Raw genomic sequence first — 16,384 nt, 5'->3', positions numbered from 1 at the left:
CAGGAATATGCGCTTATCGCCAGTGCGGCGGCCCCCTAGAATTGCCCGGCCTCATCCACCTCTTTCCTCGGGAAATCGCAGCTGTGCCGCGTCGCATCATCAGAGCGCTGAACGCGCTCAGTGCCTGTGCCCTTAGCCTGTCCCTGGCAGGCTGTATCGGAACCTGGGGCATCGCCCCGCAAAGCAAGACGCTGCCCGCCAATACCCTGACCACCGACCAAGCGATCCGCGAGGCCGCCAGCGACGCCCATTGGCCCGACCAGCAGTGGTGGCAGGGTTATGGCGACGCCCAGCTCGACCGCTGGGTCGCCCTGGCCCTGGCCGGCAGCCCGAGCCTGGCCATGGCCGCAGCGCGAGTGCGTGAAGCCAAGGCCATGGCCGGTGTCATCGAGTCGGCCGAACAGCTCCAGGCCAATGGCCAGGCCTCGCTCAAGCGGCACAACTGGCCGGAGGATCAGTTCTACGGCCCTGGCGCGCTGTCCGGTAGCAACACCTGGGACAACAATGCCGCGCTCGGCTTGAGCTACGCCCTCGACCTGTGGGGCCGTGAGCGCAATGCCAGCGAACAGGCGCTCGACCTTGCTCACATGAGCGCGGCCGAAGCGCGCCAAGCCCAGCTCGAGCTGGAAAACAACCTGGTCAAGGTCTACATCCAGCTGGCTCTGCACTTTGCCCAGCACGACATCGTCAGCGCCGAACTCGCCCAGCAAGAGCAGATTCTCGCCCTGGCCAAGCGTCGCCTGGACGGCGGTATCGGTACGCATTTCGAGGTCAGCCAGGCCGAAGCACCGCTGCCCGAGACCCATCGCCAACTGGACGCACTCACTGAAGAAATCGCCCTGGCGCGCAATCAATTGGCCGCGCTGGCAGGCAAAGGCCCGGGTGAGGGCGCGCAGATCCAGCGCCCGAGCCTGACCCTCGCTGCGCCGCTCAAGCTGCCTTCAGCGCTGCCCGCCGAGCTGGTAGGCCAGCGCCCCGACGTGGTTGCCAGCCGCTGGCAAGTCGCGGCCCAGGCGCGTGGCATCGACGTCGCCCATGCCGGTTTTTTCCCCAACGTCGACCTGGTCGGCGGCCTGGGCTTCATGGCCACTGGCGGCGGTGCGCTGGAATTCATCACCGGGCGCAAGTTCAACTACAACGTTGGCCCGGCCATCAGCCTGCCCATCTTCGACGGCGGGCGCCTGCGCGCGCAGCTGGGCGTGGCTTCGGCGGGCTATGACGTGGCCGTGGCGCGCTACAACCAGACCGTGATCGGTGCGCTGAAAAACATCTCCGATCAGTTGATCCGCCGTGAGTCGATGAACGAGCAGGCGCATTTTGCTGCCGAGTCGGTGGCCGCCGCGCAAAAAACCTACGACATTGCCCTGATCGCTTTCCAGCGTGGCCTGACCGACTACCTCAATGTACTCAATGCGCAGACCTTGCTGTTCCGCCAGCAGCAGCGCCAGCAGCAGGTCCAGGCCGCTCGCCTGACCGCCCATGCTGAGCTCGTCACCGCGCTGGGGGGCGGCCTGGCGGCCGGTAACGACAGCCCTGCCGAACAACGCCAGGCCGCGCCGAAAACACCGGCAACCCTGGCCGTGTTCGATCAGCCGGACGTTACCCGATGAGCACTTCGAGCCTGACGTTGCGCTGGCTGCACAGCCTGGAATGGCGGCGCGGCTTCTTTGCCTGGGCGCGCACCGACGGGGTGACCTGGGTGTACATCTTCAAGGTCCTGGTCGCCGCGTTCATCACCCTCTGGCTGGCCATGCGCCTGGAGCTGCCGCAGCCGCGCACGGCGATGATCACCGTGTTCATCGTCATGCAGCCGCAGAGTGGTCATGTCTTCGCCAAGAGCTTCTACCGGGTCCTTGGCACCTTGGCCGGCTCGGCGATGATGGTCGCGCTGATTGCCTTGTTTCCGCAAAACAGCGAGCTGTTCCTGCCCAGCCTGGCGCTGTGGGTAGGGCTGTGCTCGGCCGGTGCCATGCGCTACCGGACGTTTCGCGCCTACGGCTTCGTGCTGGCCGGTTACACCGCGGCGATGATCGGCCTGCCGGTGCTGGAGCACCCCGATCAGGCGTTCATGGCGGCGGTGTGGCGGGTGCTGGAGATTTCCCTCGGCATCCTCGTGTCGACCATGGTCAGCGCCGCGATCCTGCCGCAGTCGGCCAGTGCCGCCATGCGCAACGCGCTCTACCAACGCTTCGGAGTGTTCGCCGGTGTGGTGGTCGAGGCGCTGCGCGGCGACAGCCAGCGTGATCGCTTCGAAACCAGCAACGTGCGCTTCATCGCCGAAGCGGTCGGCCTGGAAAGCTTGCGCAATGTCACCGCCTTCGAAGACCCGCACATGCGCCGGCGCAGTGGCCGCCTGGTGCGTATGAACAGCGAATTCATGGCGATCACCACCCGCTTCAATGCCCTGCATCGCCTGCTCGAACGCTTGCGCGCGCGGGGCCCGCTGCAGATTGTCGGCGCCATCGAACCGGGTCTCAAGACCCTCGCCGCACTGCTTGAGCCCTATGTCGGACGAGCCCTGACCGACGCTGATGCGCTGCGCCTGACGCTCGAGCTGGGCGCCTACAAGGACGGCTTGCAGGCGCAGGTGCGCACGTTGCGTGCCGAGTACCTCGAAACCGGCCCCAGCGACAGCGACTTGCTCGATTTCCATACGGCCTTCGAACTGCTCTACCGCTTCATCGACGAGATGTTCAGCTACGCCGAAACCCATGCTTCGCTGGCGGCGCACAAGCACCAGCGCGAGCAGTGGGACGAGCCCTATGTGTCACAGACCAGCTGGCTGGTGTCGTTGGCCGCCGGTGTGCGGGCCTCGGCGGTGCTGCTCTTGCTTGGCAGCTACTGGCTGCTCACTGACTGGCCCAGCGGCGCAATGATGACCCTGATCGCCACGGTCACCGCTGGCCTTTCGGCGGCGTCGCCGAACCCCAAGCGCATGGCGTTCCAGATGGCCTGCGGGACCTTGATCGGCGCCTTCATCGGCTTCTTCGAGACGTTTTTCGTGTTCCCCTGGATCGACGGCTTCGCGCTGCTGTGCATGGTTCTGGCGCCGGTGTTCGTGCTCGGCGCGTTCCTCTCTTCGCGTCCGGCCTACGCGGGGTATGGCGTTGGCCTGCTGGTGTTTTTCGCGATCGGCTCGGTGCCGAACAACCTCACTGTGTACAACCCCTACACCTTCATCAACGACTACATCGGCATGGTCATCGGCATGCTGGTCTGCGCTGCGGCCGGGGCGATCATCCTGCCGCCGAACAGCCGCTGGCTGTGGAGCCGACTGCAGCGCGACTTGCGCGAGCAGGTGCTGTTCGCCATCGGTGGGCGCCTGCGCGGGCTCGGCTCGGCCTTCGAAAGCCGTACCCGCGACCTGCTGCACCAGGCCTATGGCCTGGCGGCCGGCAAGCCGCAGGTGCAGAGCGAACTGATGCGCTGGATGTTCGTCGTGCTCGAAGTTGGCCACGCCATCATCGAACTGCGCAAGGAACAGGCCCGCGCCCCAGTGCACCCGGCCTACGCCGAGTCGCAGCCCTGGCGCCAGGCGATCCGCGTGATGGGCCGGGCGCTGGCGCGGTTGTTCCTGCAGCCCAACGCCAGCAACCACGAGCGTGCGCTGGTCGCGGTTGACCACGCGATCAGCCGCGTGCAGGCCACCGACGAGCCGTTTGCGCGCCACTTCGACACCTCGGTGCTGCGCCGCACGCAGAGCTACCTGCACTTCATCCGCTCCTCCCTGCTCGACCCACAATCGCCATTGGCCCCGGCGAAAGGACTGCCCCATGCCCCGTGAGATCGCCTTCCATGGCGTGTACATGCCGACCATGACCTTGATGTTCCTGTTTGCCGCAGGCCTGGCCTGGGGCCTCGACCGTTTTGTCGCCAGCGTGGACGGCTACCGCTTCTTCTGGCACCCGGCGTTGCTGCGGCTGTGCCTGTTCATCTGCCTTTTCGGCGCCATGGCGCTGACCGTCTACTGGTGAGAAACCCTCGATGAAAAAGTTCTTCAGCCTGATCGCCACCTTGCTGGTGCTGCTTGCCGCGGTGGTGATCGGCCGCCAGTTGTGGCTGCATTACATGACCACCCCCTGGACCCGCGACGGCCGCGTGCGTGCCGACATCATCAACGTCGCCGCCGACGTGCCTGGCTATGTCACTGATGTGCCGGTGCGCGACAACCAGCGGGTGAAGAAGGGTGATGTGCTGATCCAGATCGACCCCGAGCACTACCAGGTCGCAGTCGACCAGGCCAAGGCGCTGGTGGCCTCGCGCAAGGCGACCTGGGAGATGCGCAAGGTCAACGCCAAGCGCCGCGCCGACATGGACAACCTGGTGATCTCCCGCGAGAACCGCGATGACGCCAGCAACATTGCCAACTCGGCCCAGGCCGATTATCAGCAGGCGCTGGCGCAACTGGCGGCAGCCGAGCTCAACCTCAAGCGCACGCGGATCATCGCCACGGTCGATGGCTATGTGACCAACCTCAATGTGCACCGCGGTGACTATGCGCGCACCGGTGAGGCGGTGATGGCGGTGGTCGATGAGCAGTCGTTCTGGGTGTATGGCTTTTTCGAAGAGACCAAGCTGCCGCATGTGAAGGTCGGTGACCAGGCCGAGCTGCAGATGATGAGTGGCGAGCGGATCAAGGGCCATGTGGAGAGCATCGCGCGCGGTATCTATGACCGCGACAACCCGCAAAGCCGCGAGCTGATTGCCGATGTGAACCCCACCTTCAACTGGGTGCGCTTGGCCCAGCGGGTACCGGTGCGGATTCACATCGATGAAGTGCCGGAAGGTTTTTTGCTGGCGGCGGGCATGACCTGCACTGTGGTGGTGAAGCCCGGCGAGGGTTGATCCGGATCTGGTGGTGCCCGTACGAGGGGCGCGCAGCGGCCCCCGGCGAGCTCAAGCCAGATTAAATTTCAAACGACTTTGCGATGGCTGCCACCAACACTGGAATCTGCACCCGATCAAGCACCTTTGAGCTGATCGACGGATCCAGCAGCCGGCCCAATCGCGACAGGTGACGGTGGCCCATGATGATCAGCTCGCAGTCCAGCGCCTGGGCCTGGTCGACGATGGCCTTGACCGGCTCGGCAGCGACGGTGCCGCCTTGGGCTGTGAAACCGGCATCACGCAGGCTTTGCAGCGTTTGCGCAACGGCGCGCTCGGCGAGCTGCTGTTCGTCGCAGGCGGCGGGGTATTCGCTGAGCTCACCGTCGGTGTAGGGGGCGGGTTGGCCGTGCACGGCGAAGGTCGAGTCGATGGCCAGGAGCACGTGCAGTTGGTGTTCATCGGGGCGGCAGTAGCGCTGGGCCAACGCCAGCAGGGCGCTGGTGGCGGGGGAGGCGTCGATGGCGATCAGGACGGGGCGGGGCATGCAGGCTCCTCGGTCGGGGCTGGATTGAGGTAGGCAGTGCGGGCCTCTTCGCGGGGCAAGCCCGCTCCTACAGGATCGGTGTTGATCATCAAGGCCGTGGGCACACTGGCCCCTGTAGGAGCGGGCTTGCCCCGCGAAGAGGCCAGCACTGGCACAGCGTTATTAAAGGCCCAACCCGCTCCCGGAATAAATAGCCCACCACGCACGGCGTCGTTGCGTCTGGCGCAATCATCCGACCTGTTAACATCACCGTTCCCACAGCTGTCACGGTAAACGGCCATGCAACTCCCGGACATGAACCTGCTGGTCGCCCTCGACGCCCTGCTCGATGAAGGCAGCGTAGTCGGCGCGGCGCAGCGCATGAACCTGAGCCCGGCAGCCATGAGCCGGACCTTGGGGCGCATCCGCGATGCGCTGGACGATCCGATTCTGGTACGGGCCGGTCGCGGCCTGGTGCCGACACCCAGGGCGTTGGCCCTGCGAGATCAGGTCAGCCAGCTGGTCGAGCAGGCCGGGCAGGTGTTTCGCAGCGCCGAGAGTGTTGACCTGCAGCGCCTGGATCGGGCGTTCAACATCCGCACCAACGACCTGTTCATCGCCCTGTATGGCGCCCAGCTGCTGCGCATGATGCATGAGCAGGCGCCGCGTACGGTGCTGCGTTTTGTCCCGGAAAGCGGCGGCGGCGATGACGACACAGTGCTGCGTGATGGGCGCACTGACCTGGTCATCAGTTCGAGCATCGACCTGCCGCCGGAGATCAAGATCCAGACCCTTTTTCACACTTACTATGTCGGCCTGGCGCGGCGTGATCACCCGATTTTCGATGGCGAGATCACCCCGGCGCGCTTTGCCGAGTACCCGCAGATCAGTGTGTCGCGGCGTGGCCGGGCCAACGGGCCGATCGACGTCGAGCTGGCCAACTTCAAGGTGGAGCGGCGGGTGGCCTTGATTACGCCGAGTTTTCACTCGGCGCTGTTCTCGCTGCCGGACTCGGACCTGATCCTGCCGATGCCGGCGAATATCCTCAACAGTGTGTCCAGGCTGGGGCTACCGCTGCGTTCGTTCGAGATTCCGGTGCCGTTGGAGCGGGTCAACGTGATGCAGGCGTGGCATCCCCGCTTTCACAGCGACCCGGCCCATCGGTGGTTGCGGGAGACCTTGAAGGCGTGTTGCCAGGTAGATCCGTAGGCTGTCAGGGACGGCCTCTTCGCGGGGCAAGCCCGCTCCTACAGGATGGATGGGCAAACTGGCCCCTGTAGGAGCGGGCTTGCCCCGCGAAGAGGCCACCACTGACACGCACGGATTGCGTCCAGCGCAATCTAAACCTACCGATAAGTCAGTTTTCGTAAGCATTCAATCTTTTTAAACTCCCTCCAGCCAATTTGTTGCTGGAGATGTCCGCCCCATGACTGCACTTACCGCCCCACCTGCCGCGCTCAGCGCCGCCCCTGCGGCCGCGGGTCCTGCGCAAACGGCGTTTGGCCTGCGGGTAGTGGTCGGGCTGTTCGGTGTGCTGCTGGCGGTACTCTGCGCCGGTCTCAACGAGTCAGTGACGAAGATCTCGCTGAATGATATCCGCGGCGCAATGGGTATCGGTGCCGATGAAGGCGCCTGGCTGCTGGCGGTGTACGCCGCCGCTTCGGTGTCGGCCATGGCCTTCTCGCCGTGGCTGGCGACGACCTTCTCGCTGCGCCGCTTCACCCTCTGTGCCATTGGCCTGTTCGCCGTGCTCGGCCTGCTCCAGCCGTATGCGCCCAACCTGCACAGCCTGATGCTGCTGCGCATTCTCCAGGGCCTCGCCTCGGGCGCCATGCCGCCCATGCTGATGAGCGTGGCGCTGCGCTTCCTGCCGCCGGGAATCAAGGTCTACGGCCTGGCCTGCTATGCCTTGACCGCCACCTTCGGGCCCAACCTCGGCACACCGTTGGCAGGCCTGTGGACCGAGTACGTCGGCTGGCAGTGGGCGTTCTGGCAGATCATCCTGCCGTCACTGCTGGCCATGCTCTGCGTCGGCTGGGGCCTGCCGCAAGACCCTCTGCGCCTGGAGCGTTTCCAGCAGTTCAACTGGCGCGGGGTGGTGCTCGGCTTGCCCGCCATCAGCTGTATCGTCCTCGGCCTGTCGCTGGGCGATCGCTGGGGTTGGTTCGACTCGCCGCTGATCTGCTGGTTGCTTGGCGGCGGCCTGCTGTTGCTGGTGCTGTTCATGTACAACGAGTGGTCCGAGACGGTGCCGTTCTTCCAGCTGCGCATGCTCTCGCGGCGCAACCTGAGTTTCGCCTTGGTGACCCTGGCCGGGGTCTTGATCGTGCTCTCCGGCGTGGGCAGCATCCCCTCGGCCTACCTTGCGCAGATCCAGGACTACCGCCCGGCGCAGACCAGCCCGCTGATGCTGCTGGTGGCCATGCCGCAACTGATCGCCCTGCCGCTCACCGCTGCGCTGTGCAACCTGCGCGCGGTGGACTGTCGCTGGGTACTGGCGCTGGGCCTGGGCATGTTGGCGGTGTCGTGCGTGGGCAGCAGCTTGCTGACCTCCGCGTGGATTCGCGACAACTTCTACGGTTTCTACCTGCTGCAGGTGTTCGGCCAGCCGATGTCGGTGCTGCCACTGCTGATGCTCTCGACCAATGGTATGAGCCCGCAGGAAGGCCCGTTCGCATCGGCCTGGTTCAACACGGTAAAAGGCCTCTCGGCAGTGATCGCAGGTGGCCTGCTCGACGCGCTCGGCACCCTGCGCCGGCATTTTCATTCCAACCACCTGGTGGACAGCCTGGGCAACGCGCCGTTGATCGACGATCGCGCCGCCGGCCTTGCGCAACGCATTCATCAACAGGCCCTGGTGCTGACCTCGGCCGATCTGTACCTGGTCATGGCCTGCGTCGCCGTGGCCCTTATCTGCCTTATTCCTTTCGTGCCCACTCGGGTCTACCCACCGCGCGCGGTGGCCTGAACCCCTGGATGACTTCGAGAACAGTAAAATGACCAACAATCGCAAGACGCTCGTCATCGGCTCGGTGCTCGCCGTGGCCGTGCTGGCCGGCCTGGTAGGCCCGTGGATGCTCGGCAGCGACCATCAGCAACGCACCAATGATGCCTACGTGATCGCCGACTACACCGTGGTCGCGCCCAAGGTCGCCGGGTTTATCAAGGAAGTCCTGGTCGAGGACAACCAACAGGTCAAGGCCGGCCAACTGCTGGCGACCATCGACCCGCGCGATTACCAGGCGGCGCTGGACGCTGCCGATGCCCAATTGCTGGTGGCCAAGGCGCAGAGCGCCGATGCCCGTGCCACCCTTGAACGCCAGGCATCGTTGATCGCTCAGGCCGAGGCGGCAGTCAAGGCCGCCCAGGCTGAATCGGCGTTTGCCGAGCATGAAGTCAGCCGCTACAGCCGCCTCGCCGAACAGGGCGCCGGCACCGTGCAGAACGCCCAGCAGGCGCGCAGCCGCGTCGACCAGGCGCGGGCGCGTCTGGCCAATACCCAGGCGGCGTTGCTCGCCACGCGCAAGCAGGTGGATATTCTCAGCGCCCAGGTGGCCAGCGCCGATGGCCAGCTCAAGCGCGCCGAAGCCGGCGTCGAGAAAGCCCAGCTCGATCTCTCCTACACCCGCATCACCGCGCCGGTGGACGGCATGGTCGGCGAGCGCGCCCTGCGCGTGGGCGCCTACGTCAACCCGGGCGCGCGCCTGCTGTCGGTGGTGCCGTTGGAGCAGGCCTATGTGGTCGGCAACTTCCAGGAGACGCAACTGACTCACGTGCAACCCGGTCAGCCGGTGAGCATCAGCGTCGACACCTTCTCTGGGGAAACGCTCAAGGGCCATGTCGAAAGCATCGCCCCGGCTACCGGTGTGACCTTCGCCGCGGTCAAGCCGGACAACGCCACCGGCAACTTCACCAAGGTCGTCCAGCGCATTCCGGTAAAGATCGTCTTCGATGACGGCCAGCCGTTGCTGCAGCGCTTGCGCGTCGGCATGTCGGTGGTTGCGACCATTGACACCCAGGGCGACACGCTCGAAGGCAAAGAGGTCAGCGCACGATGAACGCGTTAGCCCGCATCAGCCCCTTGCTGCTCGCCGTGACGCTGGCAGGCTGCACCCTCGGCCCGGATTTCGAGCGCCCCGCCAGCCAGTCGCCGCAGGCCTGGGCAGCGCTGCAGGGCAAGGCTGCCGCGAGCCAGCCGGTGGCCGAGCCGTTAGAGCTGCGTTGGTGGGACAGTTTTCACGATGCCAAGCTGAGTGCGCTGATCCAGCGCGTTGCCGAGCGTAACCTTGACCTGCAGATGGCCAGTGCCCGCCTGCTGCAAAGCCGTGCGCTGCGCGGCACGATTGCCGCCGACGAGGCGCCTTCGGTGGATGCCAACGCCGGTTACAGCCGGGCGCGCAACAGCGCCGAAGGCTTGAGCGACCCGTCCGGACATTCCGGCAAGTCGGCCTTCAACCTCTGGCAAGGCGACCTGGTCGCCGGCTGGGAGCTCGATCTTTGGGGTCGAGTAAGACGCCAGGTCGAGGCCGCCGATGCCTCGGTAGAAGTCGCCGAGAATGATCGCCGTGGCGTGCTCCTGGCATTGCTGTCGGAAACCGCTGGCAACTACATCCAGCTGCGCGCCGTGCAGCACACGCTTGAGGTTACTGAAGATAACCTCAAGGTTGCCCGGCACAGTTTGCAGTTGTCCCAGGACCGTCAGGCCGAAGGCGTCGCGACGCGGCTCGATGTTGCCCAGGCTGGCGCTCAGGTTGCTTCGATCGAAGCGCGCCTGCCTACCTTGCAGGCACGTCGCGATGACTTGATCAACGCCCTCAGCCTGCTGGCTGCCGAGCCGCCGCGCAGCCTGCAGGCTGAGCTGCTGGCCGGTGGCGAGCTGCCGACGCCGGCGCAGAAATTTGCCATCGGCGTGCCGTCGGAACTGGCGGAGCGGCGTCCGGATATTCGTCAGGCCGAGGCCCGTCTGCATGCGGCGACGGCCAGCATCGGCGTGGCCAAGGCGGATTTCTACCCGAGCATTCGCTTGTCCGGCAGTGTCGGTTTCCAGGCCATGCAGTTGTCTGATTTTGGCGCGTGGGATTCGCGCCGGTTTGCCTTTGGCCCGCAGCTGTCGCTGCCGATTTTCGAAGGTGGCCGGCTCAAGGGCACGCTGCAGTTGCGCGAAGCCCAGCAGCAGGAAGCAGCACTCAACTACCGCAAGGTGGTGCTCGGAGCCTGGCATGAGATCGACGATGTACTGCGCCTGTACAACGCCAGCCAGTTGCGCCGTGATCACCTGGCCGAGGCGGTGCGCGAGAACCGGATTGCCCTCGAGACCGCTCAGCGTCAGTACGTGGAAGGGGCGGTGGACTTTCTCAATGTGCTGAGCGTGCAGTCGGCATTGCTGGCCAGTGAGGAGCAGTGGATTGACAGCTCGGCGGCCGTTGCGCAGGCCATGGTTGGCTTGTACAAGGCGCTTGGGGGTGGCTGGCAGGCCTTCGCTGAGCAGCCGAGCGCAAAGCCGGCAAACGCGCCTCATACCCTGTAGGTGCGGCGTCTCGAACGAGGAGCAAACGATGCCCATCTCCCTCAACGGCAAGCGCGCGATCGTCAGTGGCTCCACCGCCGGCGCTGGCCTGGCCATTGCCATCAGCCTGGTCGAGGCCGGCGCCGAGGTAGTGCTCAACGGGCGTACCCAGGCGCGGGTCGATGAAGCCCTCAGGCGCGTGCGGGAAAAACTCCCGGCCGCGCGCATCATTGGCATTGCCGCCGACCTGAGCACCGAGCAGGGCACTCAGACCCTGATCGAGCGGATGCCGCATACCGATATCCTGGTCAATAACCTCGGCATCTTCCACGCCAACCCCTCGCTCGCCGCGCAGCTGTCGGCGCATTACGCCGAGGGCATGGCGCAGCGCAAATGGGGCAGGTTGGTGTTTCTTTGCGCCGGCTCGACAATGCTGGCGGTGGCGAATCGGCTAGCCGAAACCTTGGCTGACAGCGGCCTCAGGGTCGAGTCGCTGCTAGCGGGGCCGTCAACGGCGTTGAAGGTGGTTGAGCTGGCATTGGGCCAGATCTGAGGGTTGATGGCTGTGCTGCAGCCTCACAGCGGCCGCAGTAAACCAAAGCGCTTGCGCAAGACCTTGTCGAGCAACCGTTGTGGCAGCAACCGCGCCAGCAACGGCAGCGCCGTGCTGCCATTGCCCAAGCGCACCAGCACAGGCACCGGCGTCTTGCGCGCGGCTGCCAGCACCCCTTGGGCAAATTCGGCTGCCGGGGTCGGCTTGTCTTGCGAAGCCCGCGCCCGCGCCTGGATGTATTCGCGCAGCGGCCACCACGGCGACTCTGCTGCCAGCACCTGGTCCGCCTGCTGCTGAGCGTTACTGGCAAACTGCGAGGCAATCGCCCCCGGCTGCACTTCCATGACGCGGATGCCAAACGGCGCCAACTCCAGGCGCAGCGCGTCGCTCAAGGCATGCACTGCTGCCTTCGAGGCGCAGTAGGCACCGGCGAACGGTGTCACCAGCACGCCGGACACACTGCCGATATTCACCACCAGTCCGCGGTTACGGCGCAGCAGCGGGAACAGCGCGCGGGTCACCCCGACCACGGCGAACACATTGGTCTCGAACTGTTGGCGCATGGCCTCGACGCCGCCATCGAGCAGCGGCCCCATGGCGCCGTAGCCGGCGTTGTTGATGAGGATGTCGAGGCCGCCGTGGCGGTCCTGCAGCTCTTCGGCCAGACGGGCCAGCTCATCGCCGTTGTTGACATCCAGTTGCCGTGCGGCAAATCCCGCAGCGGCCAATTGCGCGACATCTTCGGGCTTGCGCGCCGTCGCCCAGACTTCATGGCCAGCATCGCGAAAGGTGTTGGCCAGGGCGCGGCCGATGCCGCTGGAGCATCCGGTGATCAGAACGGTGGGCATGGGAGAGGCCTGTTATCAGCTGAAGTTTGTGTCGTCTGTCATGGCCTCTTCGCGGGGCAAGCCCGCTCCTACAGGTACCGCGCCGTGCCAGAGGTAAGCGCAATCCCTGTAGGAGCGGGCTTGCCCCGCGAAGAGGCCATGACCGGCAACCCATCAATTGGCGAATGTACCCTGCAGATGTTCCGCGCGAAACTCCAGCGTCTGCGGCCGATACCCTGAGCGCAGCGGCGGCAATGGCAGGCAGTCGCTCCACTCAGTACCCGGCTGCAAATCGCCAGGGCCACGGTAGCGCGGTGCACTGTAGGTGTTCTCGGCAAGGTTGACCGAATCGCCCGGCGCATACGCGCCCACGCGCCAGCGCAGTTCGGTCAGCGGGGCCTTGTTGGTGTTTTTCATGGTCACGCGCAGGGGGCGGTCGGCGGGGCATTGATCCGGGGCGTAGGTCAGGCGCAGGTCAAGGCGGGCCAGCTGTGAGGATTCGCGGGTGTCTTGCCAGGCGACGAACAGGGCGACCAGGCCCAGGCCGCAGACGGCAGCGAGGGAAATCGGCAAGGCCTTGGCCGGGTAGCGCAGGAGCAGGACCAGCCAGGTGAGAATGAGCAGGGCGCCGATGATCATTTTGGGGGGACAAGCCTAGGTTGGGCGGGTTTGACCATCCTAGCTGGTAATTGGGGTGGGCTCAAAAGCTGGGAGGGCTGCGCCCTCCATTCGCGACACAAGGCCGCTCCCACAGCGAGTGCGCATATTCTGTGGGGGCGGCCTTGTGTCGCGATGGGCCGCAGAGCGGCCCCAGTGGTTTATTGGGCGATGGTCTTCACCGAAATGCCGCGTTCGATCGGCGTCGCGCTGCGGCCGTAGACGTCTTCGAAGCGCTCGATGTCATCCTCACCCAGGTAGCTCCCGGACTGCACTTCAATGATCTCCAGCGGGATCTTGCCCGGGTTGCGCAGGCGGTGCACCGAGGCAATCGGGATATAGGTCGACTGGTTCTCGGTGAGCAGGAACACGTTCTCGTCACAGGTCACTTCGGCTGTGCCGGATACCACGATCCAGTGCTCGGCGCGGTGGTGGTGCATCTGCAGCGACAGGCTGGCGCCCGGCTTGACGGTGATATGCTTGACCTGGAAGCGCCCGCCCATGTCCACCGAGTCGTACGAGCCCCATGGGCGATACACCTCAAGGTGGTTCTGGGTCTCGCTGCGGCCTTGCTTGTCGAGGGTGTTGACCATCTGCTTGACGCCTTGGACCTTGTCCTTGTGGGCGATCATCATGGCGTCCTTGGTTTCGACCACGACGATGTTCTCCAGGCCGATCACCGACACCAGCTTGCCGTTGCCGTGGATCATGCAGTTGCGGCTGTCCTGCACCACCACGTCGCCCTTGGTGACGTTGCCGTGGACGTCTTTCTCATGCACGTCCCACAGCGACGACCAGCAACCGACATCGCTCCAGCCGGCCGACAGTGGCACGACACAGGCGCGCTGGGTCTTTTCCATCACCGCGTAGTCGATCGAGTTGTCCGGGCAGCAGGCGAAGGTGGCTTCGTCGATGCTCAGGGTGTCGCCGTCTTCGACGCTGCGCTCCAGGGCCATCAGGCAGGTGTCGTAGATGTCCGGCTCGTGCTTCTTCAACTCTTCGAGGAAGCGGCTGGCGCGGAACAGGAACATGCCGCTGTTCCAGAAGTAACCGCCGGCTCGGACAAACTCGGTAGCGCGCTTTTCATCCGGCTTCTCGACGAACTGCGCCACCCGCGCCACGCCCTCGGGGAGCAGCGCGTCCTGGCTGGAGCGGATGTAGCCATAGCCGGTTTCCGGCTTGGTTGCCGGCACGCCGAACAACACCATCTCGCCGCGCTCGGCGGCCACCGTGGCCAGGGCCAGGGCGCGCTGCAGGGCCTTCTGGTCATCGATCACGTGGTCGGCCGGGAGCACCAGCATCAACTCGTCGCTACCTTCATTGACCAGCTTCATCGCGGTGATTGCTACCGCCGGCGCGGTATTGCGCCCGAATGGCTCCATCAGGATCGCCTGGGTCTGCAGGTTGAGCGCGCCGAGCTGCTCCTGGACGATGAACTTGTGGTCTTTGTTGCAGACCACGATCGGCGCCTGCATGCCGTCGAACACCAGGCGTTCGAGGGTTTGCTGGAACAGCGTGTGTTCACCGGTCAGGGCCAGGAACTGCTTGGGGAACTGCTTGCGCGACAGAGGCCACAGACGCGAACCGCTACCACCAGAAAGAATTACCGGAATCATGATGTTTCTCCAAAGGTTGATAGAGGCAGTGATCAGTTGCTAGCCACAGGACGAGTTACCCACACCGGCGCCAGGCTGCTGCCCGAACCGGTGACGTAGAGCACGGCGGCTTCGCCGCGCTCGAGGGCGACGGGTTTCACGTCGCCGACTTTCTTGTCGCCTTGGTACAGGGCCAGGTTGACCTTGACCGGATTGATTTCACGCTCGCCGCGGCCGTTGGCGGCCACCGGCTTGACCACTTCGGTCTTGCCGTCGGCGGTCTTCAGGGTCAGCGACTGGTCAGTGAGGTTTTGCACGCGGACCAGGGCTTTCTGCTTGTTCTTGAACGGTGGTTCTTCGATCAGCTGCGGGTTGCCGCCGCTGTTGTTGACCAGGGTGTAGTACTTGTCGGAGGCGAGTTTGACCGGCACCGACTTACCGGCGACCTGGGCGGTGTAGTCGCCGCCCGGGAGGAAGCTGAAGTCGCTGCTCGCCTGGGCGCCGACCTGCTTGATCTGGGTGTTGCCGACGCTGGCGGCGGTAGGTGCGCTGCTGGCGTTGTACAGGCGTACGAAGGTCGAGCCTTTCGGCGCGCTCGGGCCGTACAGCGCCGCGTCGGCACCGGCGAAGGCCTGCACCGAGGCCAGCGCCGAGAGGGAGAGCCCGGCGGCGAGGGTGAGGGCTTTGGCAAAAGATGGCTTGGTGGTCATGTGCGTGTTCCTCTCTTTCAATGGTTCGCCCGGTTGGACGACAGGGCCAGGTTTTCTTCGGATTTACGGGTGTTTTTCAGTTGGGCGATCCACTGCGGATCAAACCCGCTGAGGTCGTTTTTCATCGGCAGATAACGTTCGGGGAATTCCCACACCACCACTTGTGGCGCGGCGTTCTTGAAGGCGTCGCTTTGCAGGTACTTGAGCATTGGCAGCAACGGCCCGTGGCCGTCTTCGGCGTAGTTGGCGACGTCGCTGTGCAGCGCTTGCTGCAGGGCACCGAGGAAGTTCCAGTGCGGGTTGGCGCTGTAGCTGGTGCCGACCAGCGCCACCGGGATCTGGCTGTCGGCGAACAGCGCGTCGTCGCTCTCGGCCGCGGCCTGAGCCGGACGGGTGGTGCGCTGCTGGAGGTTGTCCGGCGTCGGCAGCAGGTTGCTGAACAGCGGGTCGAGTGGCAGGAAGTTGGTCAGGTCGCCTTTATAGGGCGTGGTGCTGCCGGCCTCGGTGATGTACGCCTGCGGCTCGCCACTGAGCAGGCTCTGGCGCGCCACGGCGGCAGCCACGGTCTGCGCTGCGACCTCGGCACCGAGCGGTGTCCAGTGCGTGTCGGTGCGCAGGAACACCTGGCCGCGGGCCTTGGCCTCGGCCATCGGCGCCTGCAGGTCGGGAGCGAACACGTTGGCCTGGCGGGCCTGGGCGTGGAACTGGTTGAACAGGTCGGCGTGGAGGCTGGCCGGCGCCTCCTGGCCGATGTACTCGGAATAGATCCGCGCCTTGGCCGGGATGATCGCCAGCACCAGTTGGCTGCCCTGGCGCTGCAGGGTGTCGCGCACGCCGCGGATCAGCGCGAGGTTTTCCTGCATCAGTTGCTCGGCGCCGGCGGTGGGCTTGAACTCTTCATCGCTGAACAGCCACTGCTCGCGGCCCAGCACGACGCCGGGGCGGCCTTCGTTGAACAGCTTGAAGTCGAGCGCGGCCCAGAGGTTGGTGCCGATCCGCTTGATCGGGAACTGCTCGTCGTAGTGGGTCTCGGCGGCCTTGGCCAGCTTGCCGTTGAGCACGGTCATCTGCTCGGTGCGCTGGAAGCTCGAGGCGCCGCTCAGTGACCACACGCCCAGGCCGGTGAGCAGGCCGAGGAAGGTCAGGGAGTAGGTGATGCGTAATGTCCGGGTCATGGTCGTCCGTG

General features: G+C 65.3%; 15 protein-coding genes. 9 read left to right on the top strand and 6 right to left on the bottom strand.

Features of this window, described 5'->3' with window-relative positions; genetic code table 11:
• Positions 1-83 precede the first annotated feature (83 nt).
• From J3B00_RS24755 to J3B00_RS24740, 4 genes are read left to right on the top strand one after another with little or no spacing between them, the layout of a single operon-like run.
• On the top strand, positions 84-1,610 hold the full coding sequence (locus tag J3B00_RS24755; RefSeq protein ID WP_209873544.1) for an efflux transporter outer membrane subunit: 1,527 nt from the start codon (positions 84-86) through the stop codon (positions 1,608-1,610).
• Positions 1,607-3,784, top strand: a complete 2,178-nt coding sequence (locus J3B00_RS24750) for an FUSC family protein (protein WP_209873541.1) — start codon at positions 1,607-1,609, stop codon at positions 3,782-3,784. The genes J3B00_RS24755 and J3B00_RS24750 overlap by 4 nt, the downstream gene beginning before the upstream one ends.
• Positions 3,774-3,974: a DUF1656 domain-containing protein gene (locus J3B00_RS24745; RefSeq protein WP_209873537.1), complete on the top strand. Its 201-nt coding sequence runs from the start codon at positions 3,774-3,776 to the stop codon at positions 3,972-3,974. Before J3B00_RS24750 ends, J3B00_RS24745 begins: the two co-directional genes overlap by 11 nt.
• A gap of 10 nt (positions 3,975-3,984) precedes the next feature.
• Positions 3,985-4,845, top strand: a complete 861-nt coding sequence (locus tag J3B00_RS24740) for an HlyD family secretion protein (protein WP_209873534.1) — start codon at positions 3,985-3,987, stop codon at positions 4,843-4,845.
• A gap of 61 nt (positions 4,846-4,906) precedes the next feature.
• Here J3B00_RS24740 and J3B00_RS24735 read toward each other — a convergent pair whose 3' ends face one another.
• Positions 4,907-5,371, bottom strand: a complete 465-nt coding sequence (locus J3B00_RS24735; RefSeq protein ID WP_209873532.1) for a universal stress protein — start codon at positions 5,369-5,371, stop codon at positions 4,907-4,909.
• A gap of 279 nt (positions 5,372-5,650) precedes the next feature.
• On the opposite strand from J3B00_RS24735, the gene J3B00_RS24730 reads away from it, so the two are divergent.
• The 5 genes from J3B00_RS24730 to J3B00_RS24710 all read left to right on the top strand — a co-directional run bounded on the left by J3B00_RS24730 (position 5,651) and on the right by J3B00_RS24710 (position 11,409).
• Complete coding sequence (locus tag J3B00_RS24730; RefSeq protein ID WP_209873528.1) at positions 5,651-6,559, top strand: LysR family transcriptional regulator; 909 nt, start codon at positions 5,651-5,653, stop codon at positions 6,557-6,559.
• 217 nt (positions 6,560-6,776) lie between these two features.
• A complete protein-coding gene (locus J3B00_RS24725; protein WP_209873517.1) occupies positions 6,777-8,318 on the top strand; it encodes an MFS transporter in 1,542 nt (513 codons plus the stop codon).
• A gap of 28 nt (positions 8,319-8,346) precedes the next feature.
• Positions 8,347-9,408 (top strand): HlyD family secretion protein, encoded by a 1,062-nt coding sequence (locus J3B00_RS24720; RefSeq protein ID WP_209873514.1) that lies wholly within the window; start codon positions 8,347-8,349, stop codon positions 9,406-9,408.
• The gene (locus J3B00_RS24715) at positions 9,405-10,877 is read left to right on the top strand and encodes an efflux transporter outer membrane subunit (protein ID WP_209873511.1); all 1,473 of its coding nucleotides are present in this window, start codon (positions 9,405-9,407) and stop codon (positions 10,875-10,877) included. The genes J3B00_RS24720 and J3B00_RS24715 overlap by 4 nt, the downstream gene beginning before the upstream one ends.
• 28 nt (positions 10,878-10,905) lie before the next feature.
• Positions 10,906-11,409, top strand: coding sequence for an SDR family NAD(P)-dependent oxidoreductase (locus tag J3B00_RS24710; RefSeq protein WP_209873507.1), 504 nt, complete (start codon positions 10,906-10,908; stop codon positions 11,407-11,409).
• Between the two features lie 23 nt (positions 11,410-11,432).
• On the opposite strand, the gene J3B00_RS24705 is transcribed toward J3B00_RS24710, so the two are convergent.
• The 5 genes from J3B00_RS24705 to J3B00_RS24685 all read right to left on the bottom strand — a co-directional run bounded on the left by J3B00_RS24705 (position 11,433) and on the right by J3B00_RS24685 (position 16,373).
• Positions 11,433-12,257 carry an SDR family oxidoreductase gene (locus J3B00_RS24705; protein ID WP_209873504.1) on the bottom strand — a complete coding sequence of 275 codons (825 nt, stop codon included), beginning with the start codon at positions 12,255-12,257 and terminating at the stop codon, positions 11,433-11,435.
• 153 nt (positions 12,258-12,410) lie between these two features.
• The gene (locus tag J3B00_RS24700) at positions 12,411-12,875 is read right to left on the bottom strand and encodes a multidrug transporter (protein WP_209873501.1); all 465 of its coding nucleotides are present in this window, start codon (positions 12,873-12,875) and stop codon (positions 12,411-12,413) included.
• Between the two features lie 179 nt (positions 12,876-13,054).
• Positions 13,055-14,509, bottom strand: a complete 1,455-nt coding sequence (locus J3B00_RS24695; protein ID WP_209873498.1) for a mannose-1-phosphate guanylyltransferase/mannose-6-phosphate isomerase — start codon at positions 14,507-14,509, stop codon at positions 13,055-13,057.
• A 32-nt stretch (positions 14,510-14,541) separates the two neighbouring features.
• Positions 14,542-15,198: an alginate O-acetyltransferase AlgF gene (locus J3B00_RS24690; RefSeq protein ID WP_209873495.1), complete on the bottom strand. Its 657-nt coding sequence runs from the start codon at positions 15,196-15,198 to the stop codon at positions 14,542-14,544.
• Positions 15,199-15,215: 17 nt separating this feature from the next.
• Complete coding sequence (locus tag J3B00_RS24685; protein ID WP_209873491.1) at positions 15,216-16,373, bottom strand: alginate O-acetyltransferase; 1,158 nt, start codon at positions 16,371-16,373, stop codon at positions 15,216-15,218.
• Positions 16,374-16,384: the final 11 nt, after the last annotated feature.

This window comes from Pseudomonas sp. BP8, assembly GCF_017875955.1.
In the GTDB taxonomy this organism is placed as follows: Bacteria; Pseudomonadota; Gammaproteobacteria; order Pseudomonadales; family Pseudomonadaceae; genus Aquipseudomonas.
This window is presented reverse-complemented; position numbering and strand designations above follow the sequence as displayed.

Bases quoted from the DNA above. Each gene is read 5' to 3' on its own strand.
- J3B00_RS24720 (WP_209873514.1), top strand. From the start codon at position 8,347: ATGACCAACAATCGCAAGACGCTCGTCATCGGCTCGGTGCTCGCCGTG.
- J3B00_RS24695 (WP_209873498.1), bottom strand. From the start codon at position 14,509: ATGATTCCGGTAATTCTTTCTGGTGGTAGCGGTTCGCGTCTGTGGCCT.
- J3B00_RS24745 (WP_209873537.1), top strand. From the start codon at position 3,774: ATGCCCCGTGAGATCGCCTTCCATGGCGTGTACATGCCGACCATGACC.
- J3B00_RS24740 (WP_209873534.1), top strand. From the start codon at position 3,985: ATGAAAAAGTTCTTCAGCCTGATCGCCACCTTGCTGGTGCTGCTTGCC.
- J3B00_RS24735 (WP_209873532.1), bottom strand. From the start codon at position 5,371: ATGCCCCGCCCCGTCCTGATCGCCATCGACGCCTCCCCCGCCACCAGC.
- J3B00_RS24700 (WP_209873501.1), bottom strand. From the start codon at position 12,875: ATGATCATCGGCGCCCTGCTCATTCTCACCTGGCTGGTCCTGCTCCTG.
- J3B00_RS24750 (WP_209873541.1), top strand. From the start codon at position 1,607: ATGAGCACTTCGAGCCTGACGTTGCGCTGGCTGCACAGCCTGGAATGG.
- J3B00_RS24715 (WP_209873511.1), top strand. From the start codon at position 9,405: ATGAACGCGTTAGCCCGCATCAGCCCCTTGCTGCTCGCCGTGACGCTG.
- J3B00_RS24690 (WP_209873495.1), bottom strand. From the start codon at position 15,198: ATGACCACCAAGCCATCTTTTGCCAAAGCCCTCACCCTCGCCGCCGGG.
- J3B00_RS24685 (WP_209873491.1), bottom strand. From the start codon at position 16,373: ATGACCCGGACATTACGCATCACCTACTCCCTGACCTTCCTCGGCCTG.
- J3B00_RS24725 (WP_209873517.1), top strand. From the start codon at position 6,777: ATGACTGCACTTACCGCCCCACCTGCCGCGCTCAGCGCCGCCCCTGCG.
- J3B00_RS24705 (WP_209873504.1), bottom strand. From the start codon at position 12,257: ATGCCCACCGTTCTGATCACCGGATGCTCCAGCGGCATCGGCCGCGCC.
- J3B00_RS24710 (WP_209873507.1), top strand. From the start codon at position 10,906: ATGCCCATCTCCCTCAACGGCAAGCGCGCGATCGTCAGTGGCTCCACC.
- J3B00_RS24730 (WP_209873528.1), top strand. From the start codon at position 5,651: ATGCAACTCCCGGACATGAACCTGCTGGTCGCCCTCGACGCCCTGCTC.